The organism is Nocardia sp. NPDC003183, assembly GCF_053590715.1.
Genome location: NZ_JBSFTG010000003.1, coordinates 521,537 through 540,812, shown reverse-complemented (window position 1 = coordinate 540,812; position 19,276 = coordinate 521,537). Strand labels below are relative to the sequence as shown.

Sequence of the window (19,276 nt, the reverse complement as noted above, 5' to 3'; positions counted from 1 at the left end):
CGAGCCGAGGAAGACCGCGAGAAGGCCGTCGCCCTCCACCATCGAGCCCAGTCCCGCAATTGCGGCCATCATTATTTCCGTCAGCGAACCCATGGTGAATCTCCTTGCATGATCGGTAAGCATCCCGCCGGAAAATGGTCGTACCGTCGGCCGGGATGTGGATCACAATCAGATCTCTGTTGTGATGGGGGTAACGTAGCTCCGCTCATTTCCTACGGCAAGGAAATCGTCCGATTCGCGCAATTCGGGCAGAGATCCTTCCTGATGGAAGTGCCGATGGGTATTGGTACCCGTCACGAAGAATCGCGCCGTGACCTGTACAGACGTCCAGTCCCGTCGGATCCGACGATGAACGACCGCGTTCGCCGCCGGATCTGTCAATCCCCCTGGAGTTGGCCGCGCCAGAGACGTGCCGGAATTCCGCTGACCAGATCTTGTCGCCGCAGCACCTGGATGCGCCACGGTGTGAGGCGAAGTACCTGGAAGGCCCGGTCGTCGGCACCCTGCCAGAACTGTCCGGGGTCGTAGCCGGCGCCGGGAGGACTGCCGTGCCGGTACAGGTCCCACACGTGTGCGCGCTCGCCGGGGTCATCGGTCCATTCGGCGACCGCGTCGACGGCGACGGTGTTCTGTGCCGGGCTCCAATAGGAGAACGTCACATGCGGATTTCCCGCGATATGGGCGGCCTTCACCGGTGTGCGATAGGTTCCGAGCCAGCCCGCCGGGTGGTCGGTATCGGTTTCCCAGACCGGAATCAGGACGCGCGACCGTGGGCGTCCCTTGGCGTCGACGGTGGTCATGGTCGCGTAGTTGACGGCGCCGACGATGGCGTCGAAATCGGGTTTGATATCGGCGAACGTGTGCACGCGGGCGCGGGTGCGGTTGCTCACTACCGCTCCTCGACGCGCACGCCGGCGCGGCGGCCGACGGTGGTGAGGACGAGGTCGGTGGTGCCGCCGTCGAGGAAGCCGGCACGCCCGTCGGTGGCGAGGTAGCGGCGGACGTGGTCGGTCACCGGGGGATCGGGGCTGTCGGTCACGGTGTGAGTCATGGATTCACCGTGCCCGGGAGGGCTTCGGCCGGACTCAGGGCCTACTCGAGGCGGTCGGGCGATCGAGGTCGGTCGACAGCGTCCGCAGTGGGCTCAGGGCAGGTTCGGGACTTGCGCGAGGTGCAGGGTCGAGGGTTCGGCTCGCTCACCCTCGGCGAGGTTGTCGGCGAACTGGTTCGTTCCGATGTCGGCGAGGATGCGTGCCTCGATGCGGTCGACATCGCCGCGTTCGGCCTCGGGCAGCGGGGCGCCGGTGGACCGACGCAGTGCATCGGCGGCACCGAGTAGCCGCGCGGCGTGGGCGGAAGATCCGGCGAGCGACCGGGCTCCGGCCAGGCCTTCCAGCGCGAGTGCGTGGGCACGGGGGTCGCCGGTGCGCAGGGCGCAGGCGAGTCCACGCAGGTGCTGGCGCTCGGCTTCGCCGGCGTCACCGGCGAGTTCGGCGGTGAAGCCCAGTTCGGCGAGGATCAGGGCGGCGCCGAAATGCGACCCGGCCCGCAGATGCCAGTCCAGCCAGGTGCCGAGGTACTCGCGCGCCGCCGCCAGGTCGCCGCGGCGGCGCGCGACCAGACCGAGCCCGAGTACCGCGGATTCTTCCCCGACGAGGTGTCCCTGGTCGACCGCCACCCGACGGGCCCGTTCGTGCAGTTCGGCGCTGCGGTCGAGCTCACCGCGCAGCAGCGCGATCCGGCCGAGCGAGGTGAGCCGCTCGCCGACTTCGGTCCACAGGCCGAGTTCCTCGGCAGTGGCCAGCGCGCCGCGGTGGTGGTCACGGGCGGTGTCGAGGTCGCCGGTCACCTCGGCGTGGCTGCCGAGCAGGAATCCGGCGATGGCCTGACCCCAGCGATCGCCCACCTTCGCGAACAGCTCCCGGCTCCGCTCGGCGTGCTCGCTCAGGCCGATCAGGTCGCCGCGGGCGAAGGCGTCGCGCGCCAGCGACACCGAGGCCGCCGCGATGCCCCAGTCATCGGCGTTGTCGGCGAAGGCATCTCGCAGGTGGGCCGCGTCGTCCATGCCCTGGTGGGCGGCGAATCCGGAGTAGACGTGCGCGAGGTACCAGCGGGCACGCAGTTCGGCGGGCGTGGGTCGCGCAGCGAGGGCCGGCAGAGAATCGACCGTACGGCCGGCGCCGATCTCGAGAGCGCCGCGCCACAACAGGGCAACCCGGCGTGTGGCGGGCTCGGTCTCGCCGGATACCGCGAGAGCGATGCCGAGTGACCGGATGCCCTCGGCGAGGCGTCCGCGCATCACCCAGTACCAGGCGAGGGCGTTGACCAACCGCAGCGCGTCCTCGGACCTGCCCGCGGCACGGGCGGTCTCGAGTGCCCGTCGCAGGTCGGCCGACTCCGCGTCGAGCCGAGACAGCCAGCGGCGCTGGTCACCGGTGCGTAGGTGCTGGTCGGCCAGTTCGGCGAACGCGAGGTAGTAGGCGAGATGGCGCCCTCGTGTGTCGGGTTCCTCGCCGCTGTCGCGCAACCGGTCCGCACCGTAGGCGGCGACCGACTTCAGCAGCCGGTAGCGCGGGCGGGTATCGGTGGCGGGGGTGATGATCAGGGAGCGCTCGACCACACGAGCGAGCAACTCCGCGACCTCGGCGACCGCGATGTCGCCACCGGCGCAGACGGCTTCGGCCGATTCCAGCGTGCCGCCGTCGGCGTGGGCCGAAAGCCGCCGCAGCACAGCACGTTCTGGCTCATCGAGCAGTTCCCAGCTCCAGTCGATCACCGCGCGCAGGGTGCGCTGGCGATCGGGTGCGTCCCGATAGCCGGACGACAACAGTGTGAAACGGTCCTCGATCCGTTCGGCGAGCACGTGCACCCCGAGCGCGCGGACCCGCGTCGCCGCCAGTTCCAGTGCCAGCGGCAAGCCGTCGAGATGGGTGACGATCGTCGCGATCGCCGCCGCATTGTCGTCGGTGACGGCGAAGCCGGGCGCGCGCGAGCGGGCCCGTTCGACGAAAAGCTGTGCGGCAGGTGAGGTTTCCACCTCGCGCGACCCCGGTCCGGCAGCGGGTGCGGTGGGCAGGGCCAGCGGCGCCACCGGCCGGATGTGCTCGCCCGCGATATTCAGTGGCACCTGACTGGTGACCAGCACCCGCAGCTCCGGTGCGGCGGCGAGCAGGCGTGACACCACCGTGGCGGCCGCGTCGGCGACGTGCTCGCCGTTGTCCAGCACCAGCAGCACCTGCTTGGCCCGCACCGCCTCGGCGAGATGGTCGAGCTGAGTGCCGTTGCCGGGCGCGGGGAACGGGCTCGAACCGGCCGAATCGTCACGGACATCGAAGGCGCCCGTCACGACTTCGGTGATCGTCGTCAGCGCGCTGTCGGTGTCGGTGCCCAGGCACAGTCCGGCGAGCTCGACGAACAGCACGCCGTCGCGCGCCGGATGCGCGGCCGCGGTGGCCAGTGCCAGGCGGGTCTTGCCGACACCGCCCGGCCCGGTGAGCGTCACCAGTCGTTCGGCAGTGACCAGCGCCTCGACCGCGGCGAGATCGTCCGCGCGCCCGATCAGGGAGGTGGGCGCGACGGGCAGGTTCCGGCGTGGTGTCACCGGTGTCGCGGGTGCGGGCCGCGCGGGCGCGCCGAGAGCCGGATCCTGTTCCAGCACAGCACGATGCAATGCGGTGAGCTCGGGACTGGGATCGAGTCCGAGCTCTTCGGCGAGGTGTTCGCGCAGCCGACGGTAGGTTTCCAGGGCTTCGCCGTGTCGTCCCGATCGGTACAGCGCCAGCATGTGGGCCGAGCGCAACCGTTCCCGCAGCGGATGGAGCTCGGTGAGTTCGCCGAGTTCGTCGGCGACCTGATCGTGCTCCCCGAGGGTGATCCGGGTCTGCGCGAGTTCCTCGACCGCGGTGAGGCGCTGTTCCTCCCACCGCAGCACCGGGATCCGCGCGAACTCGTGATCGGCGAGGTCGGCCAGGACCTCGCCCCGCCACAACGCCAGCGCTTCGGTGAGAAGCGTTGCCCGAGTGGCGGTGTCGTCGGTGGCACGCGCCCGATGGAGCAAATGCTGGAAGGTCTGGGAGTCCACCGAGCCGTCGGCGACCTCGAGCAGGTAGCCGGGGGAGCGCGAGACCAGCAGCTCGCGCCCGCCCACCTCGGCGTCGCCGAGAACCCGGCGCAATTGTGAGGCTCGCGTCTGCAACGAACCAGCGGGGTTGGCGGGCAGGGCCGTATCCCACAGATGCTCGACGAGCCGGTCGGTGGGCACGATCCGGCCCGGTTCGACCAGCAGCGCGCCGAGCAGAACCCGCACCTTGAGCTCTGGAACCCGCACGGATCGTCCCTCGTCGGTCCAGACCGCCAAGGGACCGAGCACTCCGAAACGCATGTCACCCACCCTAAACGGCCCGGCCGCCGACCCGACCACGCACGGCGAGCCCCGCCGCGCCTCGATCATCGCCTCACGTAACCGCTCGAGGTCGTCTGGAGTCGACCCGAAGGGTTCCTGCAGCACGGCCCGGCACTGTCGGTCGCAGTTCGAATCGTCCTCGAAGGGAAACTCCTGATGTCCGAGTTCACCGATGTCCCCGAGCGGGCAGGTACCCGCCAATGGCTGGGACTCGCGGTCCTGCTCCTGCCGACAGTCCTGCTGTTCCTGACCATGACCGTGTTGTTCCTCGCTACCCCGTATATCGCCGCCGATCTGTCGCCGAGCAGCGGTGAGCTGCTGTGGATCAACGACATCTACGGTTTCGTGATGGCCGGTTTCCTCGTCACCATGGGCACCCTCGGTGACCGGCTCGGCCGTCGCCGACTGCTGCTGGCCGGAGCCGTGCTGTTCGGCGCCGCCTCGATCCTGGCCGCGTTCGCGCCGGGCCCGGAACTGCTGATCGCCGCCCGAGCGGTGATGGGCTTCGGTGCGGCTGCCGTCATGCCCGCCACGTTGTCGCTGATCACGACCATGTTCCGGGACGACAGGCAGCGCGCCACCGCCATCGGTCTCTGGGCCGCGTCGGTGTCGGCGGGTGTGGCGCTCGGGCCGCTGCTGGGTGGTCTGATGCTCGCTTCGCTGTGGTGGGGTGCGTCGATGCTCATCGGTGTGCCGGTCATGCTGGTCGTCGTTGCCGCGGTACCGGTGCTGATTCCCGAATACCGTGCGCCGAGCGCGGGTCGACTCGATCCGATCAGTGTCGCGTTGTCGCTGGCCGCGCTGCTGCCGTTCGTCTACGGCGTGAAGAAGCTGGCCGAGACCGGATTCGCCGCCGAATCGCTGCTCACGCTGCTCGCCGGTGTGGTGTTCGCGGTGGTCTTCGTCCGCAGGCAGCTGCGCCTGGCCGATCCGCTGCTCGACGTGCGACTGTTCGCGAATCGCACGTTCAGTGGGTCGCTCGGCGTGTACATGCTGGCCGCCGTCGCCCTGGGCGGGGTATACCTGCTGTTCACCCAGTACTTGCAGTTGGTCGCGGCCCAGTCGCCGCTGCAGGCGGGGCTGTGGATTCTGCCCGCTGCCATCGGCCTGGTCATCGTTTCCACCGTCACCCCCGCGCTCGCTCGCCGCATTCGTCCCGCCTCTCTCATCGCCGCGGGCCTGGCGGTCTCGGCGGTCGGCTACCTGGTGCTCACCCAGGTCGATAGTGTTGCCGGGCTACCGCTGCTCATCGTGGGTTTCTACGTCCTCTACCCGGGCATCGCCCCGGCGATGGCACTGATCCCGGGCCTGGTCATCGGTGCGGCCCCGGCGGAGAAGGCAGGCGCGGCCTCGGCCGTGAACAGTACCGCCAGCGACCTGGGCGTGGCATTGGGCGTCGCGCTGCTCGGTAGCGTGGGCGCGGCCATCTACCGCGCCGACATGTCCGAGGCGGAGGGAGCTGCCTCGGAAACCCTTCCGGCAGCGCTGAGTTCGGCCGAGTCGCTGCCCGCCGACCTCGCCGATTCGCTCGTACTGGCTGCTCGGGAAGCGTTCACCAACGGACTGAACGCCGCCGCGTGGACCGCTGCTGTGCTCTCGGCCGCCGGTGCGGTGCTGGCGGTGGCGTTGCTGCGCCGGATCCCGGCCGGGGCGACCTCGGTGCCGGAAAATGCGGAGACAAAGGAGGTTTCGGCGGCAGGCGGTGTCGCCGAGCGACCCACCGTCGCTGTCTGACGGTCGCGCGATCTCATCGACCGAGAGCGATCCGCAGCCCCAGTTCGCCGGGTGCTGCGGATCGCTGTATCCACTGCTCTGCAGAGTATTACGTGAAATCTGTCGGGGATTCCGGAGTTGCGCGTCGGCGGTTACCGCCGGTCGACTCGTTCATCGGGGGAGGTGCGGCCGGTGACCACCATCAGTAGTTCTGCCGCCGTGCCGGTGATCGGTGCGCCGTTGCCCGCGGTCCAGGAGCTGTCGGTGGCTCGCAACGAGTATCCGGCCAGCCGATTCTGCGCGTGGAAAGGGGCGCCCATCGTCCATACCCGGTCCAGTGCGAGTTGCGCTGGCGCAGGTGGCATCACCCGGTCTATGCCGAGCGGGACGGCGATGTCCTGCCCGTGCACCAGCAGATCCATCAGCCGATCGACCGGTGTGGTGCCGATCGGGATGGCCCTGGAGTCGATCGTGGCGCGCAGTTCGGCGAGCAACTCGGCGGTCGGTGTCCGGTCGGCGTGCCGGACAGCGGTGTCATGGATGAGGCGGTCGGTGTTGCCGCGCGCGCGGATCAGGTTCACCAGCAAGGCCGCGACCGTGACGCGGGTGGCCAGCACCAGGTGCGCCACAACGTCCCGAATCCGCCACCCCTCGCACAGGGACGCGGTGTCCCACGCCGATGCGGGCAGGCCGCGCAGCAATTCGACCAGGGTGGTGCGTTCGTCGGCCACCGCCTGCCAGATCGTGTCGTTCCTCGTGTCCGGTCGGGTCATCGTCGGTTCTCCTTCGCGTCGGCGTCCTCGGTACCGTAGGAGTTCCACCGAGGTGGAGGTGCCAGCGAAAGTGACTCACATCACATATCTGACGATCGGCGAGCTCGCCACCAGGACTGGCGTCGCGGTGCGAACGGTCCGGTACTACTGCGACGCTGGCCTGCTGGACGCGGCGCGCACCCCCACCGGCCACCGAGTGTTCGAACCCGGCGCGGTCGACCGGCTGGTGCTGCTACGCCGGCTGCGCTCCTTCGGCATCGGACTGGCGGCGATCGAGGACGTGCTCGACGGCACTCGCTCGCTCGCCGAGGTGATCGCGGCCGAACGCGTCGCCGTCGACGACGAACTCGACGCGTTGAATCGTCGTCGGGCGCTCCTGCGCGCCGTCGAATCGGCCGCTCCCGACCGGCATGACGAACGCCTGAATCTGCTTGCCGCCGTGGTCGATCCGCGCGCGGCCCACGATGTCCTCGTCACGTTCTGGCGCCGCCAACTCACCCCGCTACCGGCCGCGGCCATCGACGGTTTCCTGAGCATGAACGTCCCCGAACTGGCACCCGGCGCCCACCCCGAACACCTCCTCGCCTACGCGGAACTGATTGCCGTGGCCTCGAATCCGGATATCGCGACCGCCGTGTACGACACCATCCGGCACCGCAGCACCCCCGGCATCCGCGACGAACGGCGCCTCCTGTTCGACGTAGCCGATGCCTGCGTCGCGGTCGCGCCCCTCGTCACCGCGGGCCACCCACCCCACTCCGGCCCTGAACTGGACCATTACGTCGCGATCCACGCCACCGCCCGCGACCGCCACGACACCCCGTCCTTCCGCCGCCAACTCCTCGTCGACGCCGCGGGCGCAGACCACCGAGTCCGCCGATACTGGCACCTCACAACAACTCTCACCGGCGAAACCGCCACCTCCGGCACCACCCAACTCTGGCTCTTCGACGCCCTGACCACGTCGGTGACGTGACAAGGGGAGGCCGGCGACTGACCGGCCTCCCCTTGTCACGACGCAGAACTCAGGGAACGACTTCGACGATGTCGCCCGGTTCCAGCCACTCGTAGTGCGCCTTGGCGCCTTCCGGGGTCAGGCGGATGCAGCCGTGGGACTGCTCCTCGGTGGGTCCGATGTGGTAGGCGATGTCACCGTTGAAGAAGACCGCGTACTCCATGGGGGCGTTGTGCAGCGTGCTCCAGTGGAACGGCTTCTTGAAGGCCACCTTGAAGACTCCGGGCGGCGTTTCGTAACCGGGGCGGCCGTGGGACATCGGGCTCGGCCCGAAGGTGACCTTGCCGTTGTCCATCAACCACGCGTTGTTGGTCGACAACTGCAGGCACGCACGGGCTTTCTCGCTGCACGGAGCCACCACGGGCTCCGGCGGCGGGGCGGGAATGATGGCGGGCACGCCGGGCACATCGGGCCCGCCGGGCCACAGTGGTTCGGCCTGAACGGGTGCTGTGACCGCGGCCCCGACCGCCGCCGCGCACATCACCGCCTGCACGGCCCATCGGGGAATACGACTACTACTCACGAAATCTTGCCTCTCTCGCCGCGCCCAGCCCTGGTCGTCGTACGCCCAGAACATGAGCTTTCACCATCGACACAAGCCTCGGAAAACATAGAGGTACAGCGATCATGGAGTATTACGATCGTGTTGAGCAAGCCCAGGGCCGGGCTACCGGCGCGTCACGCGCCGCAGCGGATCGGTCGGGCCCGCCGCGGGAGGGTCCGCCCGGAACACGCGGGCGGCCAACGGTGGCAACACCATCAGCCGGGTGAGCTGGTTGCGCAGCCAGATCCGGGTGTTCGTGGCGGGGACGAGCATGGCGCTGCCGGTGCCGACCGAGCGCTGGCGAGTGCGGACGATCGGGCGGAAGGCGTGTTCGTAGCGAGCGAAGGCAGCGGTGTGGCCGTCGCTCTCGGCGAGGGCGGTGGCGAGAAGATGCGCGCCTTCGATGGCGAGGGCGGCGCCCGAACCCGAGAACGCGGTGGCGCAGTAGGCGGCATCGCCGACCAAGCCGACGCGGCCGTGCGACCAGGTCGGCATCCGGATCTGTGTCATCGCGTCGAGATAGAACGTCGGATCGGCGGTGGCGGCGTCGAGCAGAGTGGGGATTTCCCAGCCGGCGGTGGCGAATTGCTCGCGCAACAGCTCGATCTGTGATTCCCGGTCGCGCGGGAAGTCGAACTCGCGCGAGGTGCGGAACGCGAAGAACGCTTGCGCGTCTCGGTGATTGCCGGATCGATACACCCCGGCGACGCGGCCCGCCGTATTGTGCAGCGTCACCTCTCGCCGCGCGCCGAAGCTCACATCCACCGTGGCGGTCGCGAAGCCGATGCCGAGCGGGTGCGCCGCCTCGGCCTCGCTCAGCACCGCGAGATTGCGCACGCGCGAATGCAATCCGTCGGCGCCGACGACCAGGTCGAATTCCGCGCTGGTGCCACCGGCGAAACTCACCTGGACCGTGTCGCCGTCCTGGGCGATGGTGTCGACGGTGTCGCCGAAGCGGTAGTCGACATCGTGCGCGGTGGCGTCGTGGAGAACGCGGGCGAGGTCGCCGCGCATCACCTCGATATCGCCGGGCTCGTCGAAGGTGCTGGTCGGCATACCGGCGACTCGTCGTCCCTCGGCATCGACGAAGGTGAGCGCCCGGATATCGGTGGCGAGGTCGCGCAACGTGGGCAGCACCCCCATGGATTCGGCGATACCGACCGCGGCGCCGCGCAGATCGACGCCGTTGCCGCCCGCGCGCAGCGCCGGAGCCTGTTCGACGACGGTGGGACGGAACCCCTGGCGGACGAGCCAGTAGGCGAGAGTGGGCCCGGCGATGCTGGCGCCGGAGATGAGAATGCGGGAATTGGTCGACATGACGACTCCTCAGTGACTGACCGTTGGTCAGTTTTCACCGTAGGCTCCTGACCGATGGTCAGTCAAGGGATAGAATGCGCCGATGAGTGATGACGCAGCGGTCGGCACCAGGGAGCGCATTCTTGCCGTCGCGATGGATCTGTTCAGCGCCCACGGTTACCACCGCACGACGGTGCGGGCGATCGCCGACCAGCTCGACATCTCCAAGGCTGGTGTCCTCTACCACTTTCCGAGCAAGTACGACATTCTCGCCGGACTGGCCGAGCCGCTGCTCGTCGCCCTCGCCGCCGCCTTGGCCGCAGCGGCCGACCCCGATCCGCGGGTCGCCCGCAGGCAGGCGCTCGAAGGCATTCTCGAGGTCTACATCGAGCATCGATATCTGCTGCGCCTCAACGTCAACGATCTCGCGCTCGCCGCGTCGGGCAGCATCTTCGAACGGTTCCGCGACTTGGTATTGGCCGCGAATGTGCTGGTAGCGGGACCGAATCCGACGCTGTCCGATCGCGTGCGCGCCGTGCAGGCATTGGGCGTGCTCAGCGACCCGGTGGTGTTGTTCGCGGACGAATCGCCGACGGCTCTGCGTGCGGAAGTGCTGGCCGGGGTGGATCTGCTGTACCCCGACGACATGAATGCTGCTGCGGTGCACCGTGGTAGGCCCGCACTGCTCGACGATGCGGGAGTAGCCGCGGCGCGCAGGATGAGCCGGGTCGAGCACCGCAGCGCCGCGGAGATCGCCGCTACGCTCGGCGTCTCGCGAGCAACCGTGTATCGGTATCTCAAAGACTAATTATGAGACGAATTATGAGACATTAATGAGACAAATCCGCGAGCACTTGACGACTTAGGTAAGCCTGACCTACTCTGATCTCGGCGTACGGATGAGCCGGTGGTCCCGAGGGCTGCGGTCGACTCCGCCATCCTGCCGCGGCGGGCTCCGTTTTCGAGACGGAGCCCGCCGCTACGTCTTACCGGCTGTTGAGCGCCGTTTCGGATGGTGTAAACCGGACGGTATGAGCGAAACGCCCCTGTCCCTGGCCGATGTCACCCCCGAGTTGATGACCAAGGCCAGCGAAGGCACCTTCACCGACCTCATCGGCCTGCGCTACACCGAGGTCACCCCCGACCGGGTCTGCGGTGAATGGCAGGTGCGTCCCGAACTGCATCAGCCCGCGGGTATCCAGAACGGTGGCGTCTACTGCACCATCATCGAAACTCTCGCGAGTGTCGGCGGCGGCGTCTGGTTCGGCGAGCGTGGTTCGGTCGTCGGCGTCAACAACAACACCGACTTCCTGCGTGCGGTCCGCGAGGGCGTCCTCACCGGCGAGGCCACCCCCATCCACCGTGGCCGCAGCCAGCAGCTCTGGGTCGTCGTCATCACCGACGCGGAAGGCCGCACCGTCGCCCGCGGCCAGGTCCGCCTCCAGAACCTCGCCGCCTAGCGGTCCATGGGAGCCCCCGGCCTTGCCGGGTTCGGCGTCGTTCCGGTCTGAACCTGTGAGTTCAGCTTTCTGTACGAGTCCGGTGGCATCGGCGTACCGGGATCGATAACATCGGTCCTTGTGAAGCACGTTGTAGTCGCGGGCGGGACAGACGGGTTGGGGCGGGCGGTCGCACTGGACCGACTCGCCAAGGGCGATGCCGTCGTGGTGATCGGGCGCGATCCGGCGAAGGGCGCGGACCTCCTCGCCGCGGCGGCGGCCATCGGCGCGGACCGACGTGCGCATTTCGTGCGGGCGGACCTGAGTTCGATCGCCGAGACGCGCACCGCGATCGAGTCCGTGCGCGCCCACTTCACCCGACTCGATGCCCTCGTGCTGTGCGCGCGGCACTATCGCTCCGAGCGGCTGGTCACGGTGGAGGGGTTCGAATACACCTTCGCCTTGTTCTACCTGAGTCGCTTCGTGCTGAGCTACGAACTGATCGATCTGTTCGACTCCGCGGTCGACCCGGTCGTCTTGAACGTGGCGGGGCCAGGCAGCGGGACCGAGGAGATCCGCTGGGACGATTGGGGTTTCGAGCGTGACTACCACGGGTTGCGTGCCCTGTCCCAGGGTGGACAGCTCAACGATCTACTGGGTATCGAGTTCGCGCGCCGATCGTCCTCGACGCGCGTGCGCTATGTCCTGCTGCACCCCGGTGTGGTCGATACCGGCCTGTCGGGCGACTATGACGCGGAGATGGCAGTGAGGGTCGAGGCGATGCGCGCGACAGCGCAATCGATCGATCAAGCGATCGGTCCGATTCTGGGCGTCCTGGATGAACCGCCGACGGAGCCACTGGTCGCGATCGTGCAGGGCGCACGGCTCGACACCGCGGGGCCTGCCTTCGACTCCGCGGCGGCTATCAAGCTTTTCGACGAAACGGTGAGAGTGCTGGCTCGGCTGTGATCCGCGAGTTCCGGAGGCTGTAGCCCTCGGATCAGTCGAGGGTGGTGACCCGCCAACCGCCGCGGCCGAGTACCTCGACGACCAGCGCGCTGATGTTCCACGCGTCGTCGTCACCGCGGTGATGGGTGCCTTCGAGGGGGATGTCGGCGATCCGGAGCGCGTGGTCCATGCCGGGGCGTCGTCGCAGGTCGTAGGACTCGGTGAAGACTTGTTTGGCGTTGGTGTGCTCGGGGCCGAAGGGATAGTCGACGCCGGTGGCCGCGCACTGGGCGCGGAACTGTTTGCGGTCGTAATCGCCCCAACTCGCCCACGGCCGCTCGCCTGCCGCGAACTCGTCGGCCAGCCGGCGGCACGCCTCACCGAACTCGACACCCTTGTCGACCTGCTGCTGGGTGAGGGTGGTGAGCTCGGTACAGAAATCGCTCACCGTGGACCTGGTCGGGCGCACGATGATGTCGTGCTTGCTCACCCTGGTCCGGGTGGCGAGATCGACCACCGTGATCCCGATCTCGATGATCTCGTTGACCTGTCCGGCGGGCGGGTCGCCCGCCCAGCAGGTGGCTTCCACGTCGACCACGTTGAGCAGGCCGGTCCACTCGTTCATGGGTGTGACGGTACGGGCGCGTCGTGGTGTGCTCCAGTGATATTCGTCGCGCGGCGATTCGTGGCACAGGCGCACCCGCTGCTCGGCCGGTGAGTTGGCTGTTCCCTGGCCGATCCCGGACCCATCGTTAACATCTCGTTAATCGCCTCGGGGTCGTCCCCGGTCGCGCTCGGCGGCGGTCGCCGCGCAGCCGGGCGACGTGCCAGAATGTCGCTCACCGACCACGACCCGCCGAGGAGAGAACGTATGCGCCTGTCGCCGCACGAGCAGGAACGGCTGCTGCTGAGCTATGCGGCCGAGCTGGCGCGCCGCAGGCAGGCGCGGGGGTTGAAGCTGAACCATCCGGAGTCGATCGCGTTGATCACCGATCACGTGCTCGAGGGAGCACGGGACGGGCGGACCGTGGCGGAACTGATGTCGTCGGGGCGATCGGTGCTCACCCGCGAGGATGTGATGGAGGGGGTGCCGGAGATGATTCACGACGTGCAGGTCGAGGCGACGTTTCCCGATGGCACCAAGCTCGTCACCGTGCACCACCCGATCGGATAGGCGAGACCCATGATTCCCGGCGAATACCTCTGTGCCGAGGGCACGATCGAACTGAACGCGGGCGCGGTACGCGTCGAGCTCGAGGTGGTCAATACCGGCGACCGCCCCGTTCAGGTGGGCAGCCACGTGCACTTCCCGCAGTCCAACGCCGCGCTGGAGTTCGATCGCGAAGCCGCCCACGGGCACCGGCTCGATATCCCGGCAGGCACCGCCGTTCGATTCGAACCCGGTCTGCCGCAGCGGATTTCGCTGGTTCCGCTCGGTGGTACCCGCGAGGTATACGGCATCAGCATGAACCCGCCCGGGCACCTGGATGCCTGAGGTGACCGACAACCATCGCGCGGCAAGCCTCTCGCCGCGACGTCCGGGAGAGAGCCGATGACCGAACTGAGCCGCGCCCGCTACGCCGAACTGTTCGGGCCGACCGCCGGCGACCGTATTCGCCTGGCCGACACCGACCTGATCGTCGAGATCACCGAAGACCGCAGTGGCGGACCGGGACTCGCCGGTGAGGAAGCGGTGTTCGGCGGCGGCAAGGTGCTGCGCGAGTCGATGGGGCAGTCACGCGCGACCCGCGCCGACGGCGCCCCCGACACCGTCATCACCGGTGTCGTGATCATCGACCACTGGGGGATCATCAAGGCCGACGTGGGCATTCGCGACGGCCGGATCTGCGGAATCGGCAAGGCGGGCAACCCCGACACGATGCCGGGCGTGCACCGCGATCTCGTTGTCGGCCCGTCGACCGAGATCATCGCGGGCAACGGCCGCATTCTCACCGCGGGCGCCATCGACTGCCACGTCCACTTCATCTGCCCGCAGCTGATGGACGAGGCGCTCGGTGGCGGCATCACCACGCTCATCGGCGGCGGCACCGGCCCCGCCGAGGGTTCCAAGGCCACCACCGTGACACCGGGCTCCTGGCACCTGGCGCGGATGCTGGAATCCCTGGACCACTGGCCGATGAACATCGTGCTGCTCGGCAAGGGCAACACGGTGAGCCAGGAATCGATGTGGGAGCAATTGCGTGGCGGCGCATCGGGTTTCAAACTGCACGAGGACTGGGGCTCCACCCCGGCCGCGATCGATGCCTGCCTCACCGTCGCCGACGCGGCGGGCGTGCAGGTGGCACTGCACTCGGACACGCTGAACGAGGCCGGTTTCGTCGAGGACACCCTCGCCGCCATCGCGGGCCGCGGCATCCACGCCTACCACACCGAGGGTGCGGGTGGCGGCCACGCGCCCGACATCATCACTGTCGCTTCCCATCTCAATGTGCTGCCCAGCTCCACCAACCCCACCCGGCCGCACACCGTCAACACCCTCGACGAGCACCTCGACATGCTGATGGTGTGCCATCACCTGAGCCCGTCGATCCCTGAGGACCTGGCCTTCGCCGAATCGCGGATCCGCCCGTCCACCATCGCCGCCGAAGACCTCCTGCACGATCTGGGCGCCATCTCCATGATCGGCTCGGACTCCCAGGCGATGGGCCGGATCGGTGAAGTGGTGATGCGCACCTGGCAGACCGCGCACGTGATGAAACGCCGCCGTGGCGCCCTGCCCGGTGACGGTGCGGCCGACAACGCCCGCGTGCAGCGCTACATCGCCAAATACACGATCTGCCCGGCGGTTTCGCACGGACTCGACGACGAGATCGGCTCGATCGAGGTCGGTAAGCTCGCCGACCTGGTGCTGTGGGAACCGGCGTTCTTCGGTGTCCGGCCGCACGCGGTCCTCAAGGGCGGCATGATCGCCTGGGCCGCGATGGGCGACGCCAACGCCTCCATCCCCACCCCGCAGCCCGTGCTTCCACGCCCCATGTTCGGCGCCGCGGCCCCGGCCGCCGCGGCGACCTCCCTGCACTTCGTCTCCGAACAGGCCATCGACGACGGCCTCGCGAACCGGTTGAACGTGCGCCGAAAGCTGGTGCCGGTCAAGAACGCTCGCCGCGTCACCAAGGCCGACATGCCCCACAACGACGCCATGCCCCACATCGAAGTAGACCCCGATACCTTCACTGTCCGCATCGACGGCGAAGTCTGGGCAGAGGAACCCGCCACCGAACTCCCGATGGCCCAGCGCTACTTCCTTTTCTGACCGCCGTCTTCGCTGCGTCCGTGCCGGGCTGATGAACGCTGTCGCGGCTGTGTCCATTAGGCTCGTCGCGATCCGAGCGGGGCGGGTTTCGGCACGCCTTCCGCCGCACAGCGCCGGGGACCCCGGCGGGAGGGGAACACAGCATGGACGACCTGAACAACGCCGCCGCGGACCTGTCGCGCTGGGCGGAGGACCTGGAACAGAAGGCGCAGCGCTACCAGGAGCTGCACGCCAAGATGACCGCGGTGAGCGTCACCGATACCTCGGCCGACGGCCGGATCAGCGTCACCGTGGACGCCAACGGTTCGACCACCGCGATCACCTTGGCGGCCGCCGTGCGCGGCATGGATCCCACCGCCGTGGCGGCCGAGCTCATGGCCTGCACGCATCGCGCCCAGGCGCGCCTGCGTGACCAGGTCACCGGCCTGGTCCATGACACGGTCGGCACCGACGAGGCCGGGGAGGCGATCGTCGGCCAGTACAGCGACCGGTTCCCCGACCTGGACCCGACCGCGTCGGCGCCCGTCCCGCCGTCGCCGCCGCCCGCCGCTCCGGCCGCCCCCGCCGCATCGTGGCCGGCCGCGCCCGAGGCTCCCGCCACTCGCAAACCCGACCGCGATCGGGTTGTCGCGCCCGAGGAGCCGTCCGACGAGGACATGTTCTACCAGCGCAAATCCTGGTTGCAGTAGCCACCGCTACAACCCGGCACACATTCGAGGGAACCGAACGGGGCCGGGGCGCGTCCAACTAGATCGAGAGCTGCGGACTCGACCGAGTTCGCCGGAGGAGGGATTCCGCGTGACCAGTCTGGTGAATGTGAATCTGGAGGCGATCAGGTCACAGGCCTGCTCGGTGGACGGCGTGTCCGGCGGGGTCGCCAAGGCGCTCGAGGCGGCGAACTATCTCGCCCACGCCGACGACGGCTACGGCCTGCTCGTGAAGCCGTACGCGGTGAGCACCCTCAACTCGCTCCACGACGACATCACCGAGGCACTGGCGCAGCTCGACACCCTGGCCGCGGAGATGCCGGGCAAACTCCGCACCGCCGCCGACACCTTCGAAACGTGTGACACCACCCGGGCGGGCGATCTCACGGGCAAGACCGCCGAGATCGAAAGGAACGTCTGACCATGGCCGACGGACCCAACGCGGCGGGCACGTTCCTCAACGAGCACACCGTCCTGCCCGGCACGGTGAGCACCTTCGACGACGGCGAAGCTCCCGAGAACGACCTGCTCCAAGACGGCGTCGACTATCGGGACACCTACTACCAGGAAAACAACTTCCTGTTCAGCAACGTGGGCCGGCCGACGGGCGGGGAGGAACCCGACGCGGGCATCATGAAGGGCACGCTCCAGGGTGACACCTGGGAGAACGGCCTCGGCCTCTACAACGCGATGACCGGCGACGGGTCGATCATGACCAAGGTCGACGCCATCTCCAAAGCGGCCGGTACCGCGGGTGATTGGGCGTCGGCGGCGACGATGTTCGGCAAGGCGATCAAGGGCACCTCCACGCTGGCGAAGTTCGACCCGTTCAACTTCCTCGGCTCGCAACTGATGAGCTGGATGCTCGAACACGTCGAACCGGTGCGCAAATCACTGGAATCGATCACCGGCAGCCCGGATATGGTCCAGGCGTATTCGGATTCGTGGAAGGCGATCGCCGAGAGTCTGACGACCACCGCGCAGGAGTGGGCGACCGCGCTCGACACCGGAATCGGTGAATGGGCAGGTGCCGCGGCCGAAGCCTACGTGGCCAAGGCGACCGAGCTGACCGGCAAGATCGCCGAGAAGGCAGCCGTCGCCGAGGTGCTGTCGGAGTGCAACGCGGCGATGAAGGGCATCGTCGAGACAGTGCGCGAGATCGTGGTCGAGATCCTGAGCAATCTCGCCGGCATGCTCGCCGAGATGACCGCGCTGCTCATCGCCTCCGCCGGAACTGCCACCCCCGCGCTCATCGCCAGGGCGCTGCTCGACATCTCGCTGGCCACGGTGACGGTCTCGCAGATGCTGGTGAAACTGGCACAGGCGCTGATCGATACGAAGATGCTGGCGCAGAGCGCGGTGAAGATCATCCAGGGCGTGACCGAGGTCGAGACCGCGAAGTAGCAGCCGAGGAGCCGGTGCCGACCCGCGCTCGGTGGCAGACTGCGTCTATGACGATCAACGATTGGGCCGATGTCGACAGCTACCTCGTCACCACGCTCGTCGGTGACGAGGGAGCGCCCGCACTCACCGCCAACGCCGACGCGGGGCTGCCCGCCATCGACGTCTCCCCGCCCCAGGGCAAACTGCTGAACCTGTTGGCCCGCACCGCGAAAGCGCGCCGGGTCCTCGAGATCGGCACCCTCGGCGGATACAGCACCGAGTGGCTGGCGCGCGCGGTCGGTGACGGCGGTCTCGTCGTCACCCTCGAATTCGAACCCCGCCACGCCAAGGTCGCGCGCGAGAACCTCGACCGCGCCGGCGTGGGGGAGCGCGTCGAGATCCTGGTGGGCGCGGCCCTCGACACCCTGCCCGGTGTCGCCGAGGATCTGACCGAACCGTTCGACCTGGTCTTCATCGACGCCGACAAGGTCAACAACTCCCACTACGTGCAGTGGGCGCTGCGCCTGACCCACCCGGGCTCGGTGATCATCGTCGACAACGTGGTGCGCGCGGGCGCGGTGGCCGACGAGCAGACCGAGGATCCCAATGCCCGAGCGAGCCGCGACCTGATCGAATTGCTCGCCGCCGAACCGAGTGTCGACGCGACCGTCATCCAGACCGTCGGCGCGAAAGGGTGGGACGGATTCGCCTACGCCGTGGTGAACGGCCCGAATTCCTGATCTTCACCGCCCGGCAATGCGCAGGGTCATTGCCGGGCGTCCGGGATTCATCGGGAGGTTGTTCGCTGCCGCTAGCGTGGGACTGTTCGACTTCAGGAGCCGCCATCATGGAATTCCGTCATCTCGTCTCGTTCATCGCGCTCGCCGAGGAATTGCATTTCGGACGGGCGGCGCAGCGCCTGCATCTGACGCAGCCGAGCCTGAGCGCTCAGTTGCAGAAGCTGGAGAAATCCCTGGAAGTGCAGCTGGTCGCGCGCAATTCACACGAGGTGCGGCTGACGCCGGCGGGCCGGGAGTTCGAGCTGCAGGCCCGCCAGATCATCGCCCAGCTCGACCGGGCCGCCCAGGCCGCGAAGGCGACCGCCGCCGGTCGCGCCGGCAGCCTGAACGTCGGCTACAACCTGCCCGCCAGCAAGCACATCCTGCCCGACGCGCTGGCCCAGCTCACCGACCGCCACCCCGGCATCTCGGTGTCGCTGTGGGAGAAGCGAACCGGGCCGCAGCTGGCCGCCCTGGCCGACGGATCCCTCGACCTGGCCATGGTCTACGGCCACCCCAGCACCGCCGATTTCCGGTATCGGCGGCTGCTGCACCGGATTCCGCTGGTGGCGGTGGTCGGCAGGCAGCACCGCTGGGCGCACCGCTCGCACGTGCCGTTCGCCGAACTGCGGGACCAGGACTGCGTGCTGTTCGCCCGTGAACAGTGTCCGGCGATGTACGACGCGATCCTGCGGTCGGCCGCGCAGACCCGGATCGCGCTGAACATCACCCAGATCGCCGACGATCCGGGCGCCACCGCCCACATCGTCTCGGTGCGCCCACTGGTCGGATTCGCCTCGCTGCCACGGGCGGTGTCGGCGGGTATGGGGTCCTCGGACACCGACCCGGTGGCGGTGAAACTGGTCGATCCGGTCCCGACCCTGGATCTGCACGTGGTGTGGCGGGCCGACGAACAGAATCCGGCGGTGGCGATGTTTCTGGATTGCCTCGCGTCCACGGCACCTGCCCTGGCCGACGACCAGGTCTTGACGGCGTGAAGTCG

20 protein-coding genes are annotated in these 19,276 nt (G+C 68.4%); 13 read left to right on the top strand and 7 right to left on the bottom strand.

Translation table 11 applies throughout. The annotated features are described in order from the left end of the window. Positions 1-377: 377 nt before the first annotated feature. The 3 genes from ACWDXS_RS14395 to ACWDXS_RS14385 all read right to left on the bottom strand — a co-directional run bounded on the left by ACWDXS_RS14395 (position 378) and on the right by ACWDXS_RS14385 (position 4,381). Positions 378-890: a pyridoxamine 5'-phosphate oxidase family protein gene (locus tag ACWDXS_RS14395; protein ID WP_449965731.1), complete on the bottom strand. Its 513-nt coding sequence runs from the start codon at positions 888-890 to the stop codon at positions 378-380. Then, positions 890-1,051 (bottom strand): hypothetical protein, encoded by a 162-nt coding sequence (locus tag ACWDXS_RS14390; protein WP_387443118.1) that lies wholly within the window; start codon positions 1,049-1,051, stop codon positions 890-892. The genes ACWDXS_RS14395 and ACWDXS_RS14390 overlap by 1 nt, the downstream gene beginning before the upstream one ends. 93 nt (positions 1,052-1,144) lie before the next feature. Continuing rightward, a complete protein-coding gene (locus ACWDXS_RS14385; RefSeq protein WP_449965726.1) occupies positions 1,145-4,381 on the bottom strand; it encodes a BTAD domain-containing putative transcriptional regulator in 3,237 nt (1,078 codons plus the stop codon). Positions 4,382-4,558: 177 nt separating this feature from the next. On the opposite strand from ACWDXS_RS14385, the gene ACWDXS_RS14380 reads away from it, so the two are divergent. Then, positions 4,559-6,136, top strand: a complete 1,578-nt coding sequence (locus ACWDXS_RS14380; protein WP_449965723.1) for an MFS transporter — start codon at positions 4,559-4,561, stop codon at positions 6,134-6,136. Between the two features lie 131 nt (positions 6,137-6,267). Here ACWDXS_RS14380 and ACWDXS_RS14375 read toward each other — a convergent pair whose 3' ends face one another. Continuing rightward, positions 6,268-6,888, bottom strand: a complete 621-nt coding sequence (locus tag ACWDXS_RS14375) for a maleylpyruvate isomerase family mycothiol-dependent enzyme (RefSeq protein WP_449965720.1) — start codon at positions 6,886-6,888, stop codon at positions 6,268-6,270. 70 nt (positions 6,889-6,958) lie between these two features. Here ACWDXS_RS14375 and ACWDXS_RS14370 point away from each other — a divergent pair, with 70 nt between their 5' ends. Continuing rightward, on the top strand, positions 6,959-7,864 hold the full coding sequence (locus tag ACWDXS_RS14370; protein WP_378988422.1) for a MerR family transcriptional regulator: 906 nt from the start codon (positions 6,959-6,961) through the stop codon (positions 7,862-7,864). Positions 7,865-7,913: 49 nt separating this feature from the next. Here ACWDXS_RS14370 and ACWDXS_RS14365 read toward each other — a convergent pair whose 3' ends face one another. Both ACWDXS_RS14365 and ACWDXS_RS14360 read right to left on the bottom strand, forming a co-directional pair. Beyond that, entirely contained in the window at positions 7,914-8,426 is a 513-nt protein-coding gene (locus ACWDXS_RS14365) for a L,D-transpeptidase (protein WP_378988419.1), read from the bottom strand. A 144-nt stretch (positions 8,427-8,570) separates the two neighbouring features. Next, positions 8,571-9,764, bottom strand: coding sequence for an FAD-dependent monooxygenase (locus tag ACWDXS_RS14360; RefSeq protein WP_449965715.1), 1,194 nt, complete (start codon positions 9,762-9,764; stop codon positions 8,571-8,573). An 82-nt stretch (positions 9,765-9,846) separates the two neighbouring features. On the opposite strand from ACWDXS_RS14360, the gene ACWDXS_RS14355 reads away from it, so the two are divergent. The 3 genes from ACWDXS_RS14355 to ACWDXS_RS14345 all read left to right on the top strand — a co-directional run bounded on the left by ACWDXS_RS14355 (position 9,847) and on the right by ACWDXS_RS14345 (position 12,151). After that, positions 9,847-10,551, top strand: a complete 705-nt coding sequence (locus ACWDXS_RS14355; RefSeq protein WP_449965712.1) for a TetR family transcriptional regulator — start codon at positions 9,847-9,849, stop codon at positions 10,549-10,551. Positions 10,552-10,819: 268 nt separating this feature from the next. Further along, a complete protein-coding gene (locus ACWDXS_RS14350; RefSeq protein ID WP_449966229.1) occupies positions 10,820-11,203 on the top strand; it encodes a PaaI family thioesterase in 384 nt (127 codons plus the stop codon). Between the two features lie 120 nt (positions 11,204-11,323). Next, positions 11,324-12,151 (top strand): SDR family NAD(P)-dependent oxidoreductase, encoded by an 828-nt coding sequence (locus ACWDXS_RS14345; protein WP_378988413.1) that lies wholly within the window; start codon positions 11,324-11,326, stop codon positions 12,149-12,151. A gap of 31 nt (positions 12,152-12,182) precedes the next feature. Here ACWDXS_RS14345 and ACWDXS_RS14340 read toward each other — a convergent pair whose 3' ends face one another. Next, positions 12,183-12,755 (bottom strand): exonuclease domain-containing protein, encoded by a 573-nt coding sequence (locus tag ACWDXS_RS14340; RefSeq protein WP_449965709.1) that lies wholly within the window; start codon positions 12,753-12,755, stop codon positions 12,183-12,185. 246 nt (positions 12,756-13,001) lie between these two features. On the opposite strand from ACWDXS_RS14340, the gene ACWDXS_RS14335 reads away from it, so the two are divergent. The 8 genes from ACWDXS_RS14335 to ACWDXS_RS14300 all read left to right on the top strand — a co-directional run bounded on the left by ACWDXS_RS14335 (position 13,002) and on the right by ACWDXS_RS14300 (position 19,271). Beyond that, entirely contained in the window at positions 13,002-13,304 is a 303-nt protein-coding gene (locus ACWDXS_RS14335; protein WP_101467224.1) for an urease subunit gamma, read from the top strand. Between the two features lie 9 nt (positions 13,305-13,313). Further along, the gene (locus ACWDXS_RS14330) at positions 13,314-13,625 is read left to right on the top strand and encodes an urease subunit beta (protein WP_378988409.1); all 312 of its coding nucleotides are present in this window, start codon (positions 13,314-13,316) and stop codon (positions 13,623-13,625) included. Positions 13,626-13,682: 57 nt separating this feature from the next. After that, complete coding sequence (locus ACWDXS_RS14325) at positions 13,683-15,404, top strand: urease subunit alpha (RefSeq protein ID WP_449965704.1); 1,722 nt, start codon at positions 13,683-13,685, stop codon at positions 15,402-15,404. A 143-nt stretch (positions 15,405-15,547) separates the two neighbouring features. Then, entirely contained in the window at positions 15,548-16,093 is a 546-nt protein-coding gene (locus tag ACWDXS_RS14320; protein WP_387443136.1) for a YbaB/EbfC family nucleoid-associated protein, read from the top strand. A 109-nt stretch (positions 16,094-16,202) separates the two neighbouring features. Continuing rightward, a complete protein-coding gene (locus ACWDXS_RS14315) occupies positions 16,203-16,532 on the top strand; it encodes a type VII secretion target (protein ID WP_378988403.1) in 330 nt (109 codons plus the stop codon). Between the two features lie 2 nt (positions 16,533-16,534). Next, complete coding sequence (locus ACWDXS_RS14310; protein ID WP_378988401.1) at positions 16,535-17,515, top strand: hypothetical protein; 981 nt, start codon at positions 16,535-16,537, stop codon at positions 17,513-17,515. Positions 17,516-17,562: 47 nt separating this feature from the next. Beyond that, positions 17,563-18,234 carry an O-methyltransferase gene (locus tag ACWDXS_RS14305; RefSeq protein ID WP_379315529.1) on the top strand — a complete coding sequence of 224 codons (672 nt, stop codon included), beginning with the start codon at positions 17,563-17,565 and terminating at the stop codon, positions 18,232-18,234. A gap of 107 nt (positions 18,235-18,341) precedes the next feature. Beyond that, positions 18,342-19,271 (top strand): LysR family transcriptional regulator, encoded by a 930-nt coding sequence (locus tag ACWDXS_RS14300; RefSeq protein WP_449965697.1) that lies wholly within the window; start codon positions 18,342-18,344, stop codon positions 19,269-19,271. Positions 19,272-19,276: the final 5 nt, after the last annotated feature.